General features: G+C 68.8%; 2 protein-coding genes. Both read left to right on the top strand.

Annotation, left to right across the window (positions count from 1 at the left end):
• Positions 1–154: 154 nt before the first annotated feature.
• Positions 155–1225 (top strand): trypsin-like peptidase domain-containing protein, encoded by a 1071-nt coding sequence (locus QJR14_10950; protein MDI3318116.1) that lies wholly within the window; start codon positions 155–157, stop codon positions 1223–1225.
• Positions 1226–1301: 76 nt separating this feature from the next.
• A complete protein-coding gene (locus tag QJR14_10945) occupies positions 1302–1514 on the top strand; it encodes a hypothetical protein (GenBank protein ID MDI3318115.1) in 213 nt (70 codons plus the stop codon).
• Positions 1515–1560 lie beyond the last annotated feature (46 nt).

Genomic DNA, 1560 nt, shown 5'->3' with positions numbered 1-1560 from the left:
GCGGCCTGGCAGCAGAACCGGAGGGCGGCGATCGTGCTCCTGGCGGGCGGCTGAGTTTGGAGCGGGTTGACGGCGGCCTACAATGGGTGCGCGGAATGGCGGAACCCAAGACTTTTTCACAGGAGGACGGACGGGGAGGAGTGATTGTTTCGCCATGAAGCGGCGTTTCGCGTTCGCGCGTGGACGGATGGGCAGGCATATGGCCAAGATGCTGTCCACGCTCCTGGCGCTCCTTCTCGTGATGGGCGCCGCGGCCGAGGCCCAGGCCGCGCCGGCGCGCGAGAGAACCGGGTTCCGCTCGGTTCTCGCTGGCCAGTCGGTGAACCGGAAAGTGCGCGCGCCCGTGGTTCTCGCGATCAGCCCCGATCATGGCGCGTCCGGTCAGGCCGTGGTGATCTACGGGTTCGGCTTCTCTGGCGCCACGGGTGTCGGTTTCGGCGGCGTCCCCGCGCAGTTTCAGGTTGTCTCGGACAACGTGATCTCCGCTTCGGCTCCTCAGGGGACGGGCGTGGTGGACGTGACCGTGACCACACCCGCTGGAATGAGCCGAACGGTAGTGACGGATAGGTTCACCTACGTCAATCAAGCGGCTCTTGACCGGGCGGTGCGGGCGACGGCACGTCTGGACATCTCGGGAGGCGGATCGGAGGTGTTGTGCTCGGGCGTTCTGGTCTCGCCGACAGTGGTTCTAACTGCCAAGCACTGCGTCGACCGGCTCTCCGACCCGCAGGCGGCCTCCTACAAGGCGACCTTCAACCCTGGCGCGGGGAGCGTCACCCTGCCGGCCAAGCTCCTCTTGACCGACGGGCCCCATGACCTGGCGGCGCTGGCGCTCGGGTCGGCCGCGCCCGTCAATCCGGCTCCCGTCCAAGCCTCCGTGCCGTCTGCGGGTGATCTCGTCTTCGACGTCGGTTACCCGCGCGGGCGCGCGAATCCGGCGATGAAGGCCGGTGTGGTCGCGCTGCCGCACATCGGCCAGATGCCGGTCAGCGGGGCACCAGTTCCCGATCTCACGGTGACGGACATCGGGGTCCAGTCGGGTGACAGCGGCGGGCCGCTGGTGGACGGGAATGGGGAGGTCGTCGGCATCTTGAGCGGCGGGCTGATGTACAGGTTGCACGGCCTCTCGATCGGCGCATCGGTCTTCACGTGGGCGCCCGAGGTGGCCCAGTTCGCCCAAAAGGCGGAGGCGCAGACCGGTCAGGCGACATCTGGTGGAAGTTGACCGGTTGCAGGCAGGGGTTTCGGACTCGGCGGCCCCTCCGCGGGGCCGCCGCGCCTTGTAAGGAGGCGCGCCGAGCATGGAGGCCGGCGGGCAAGCGGCTCATGACGACGACAAGGAGAGGCTCTGGCGGGAGTACCTGAGTTCCCGGAGCCGGGAGGCCAGAGAGCGGCTGGTTCTCGCCTACCTCCCGCTCGTGCGGTCGATCGTCGGCGGCCTGGCGCGGCGGCTTCCCCCGGGCGTGGAGATGGGCGACCTCATCGGCGAGGAGGGGGCGGGTTGCCCAAGGTAGTCGAGCGGTACGACCCGTCGAAGGGCGTGGAGTTCGAGGCGTTCGC

It is taken from the genome of Bacillota bacterium (genome assembly GCA_029961055.1).
Taxonomy (GTDB): Bacteria; Bacillota; Sulfobacillia; order JAIMAT01; family JAIMAT01; genus JAIMAT01.
The sequence above is the reverse complement of the archived record's forward strand: the minus strand, read 5'-3'. Positions and strand labels throughout refer to the sequence as shown.

Excerpts from the sequence above, each read along its gene's own strand:
- QJR14_10950 (MDI3318116.1), top strand. The coding sequence starts at position 155 with ATGAAGCGGCGTTTCGCGTTCGCGCGTGGACGGATGGGCAGGCATATG.
- QJR14_10945 (MDI3318115.1), top strand. The coding sequence starts at position 1,302 with ATGGAGGCCGGCGGGCAAGCGGCTCATGACGACGACAAGGAGAGGCTC.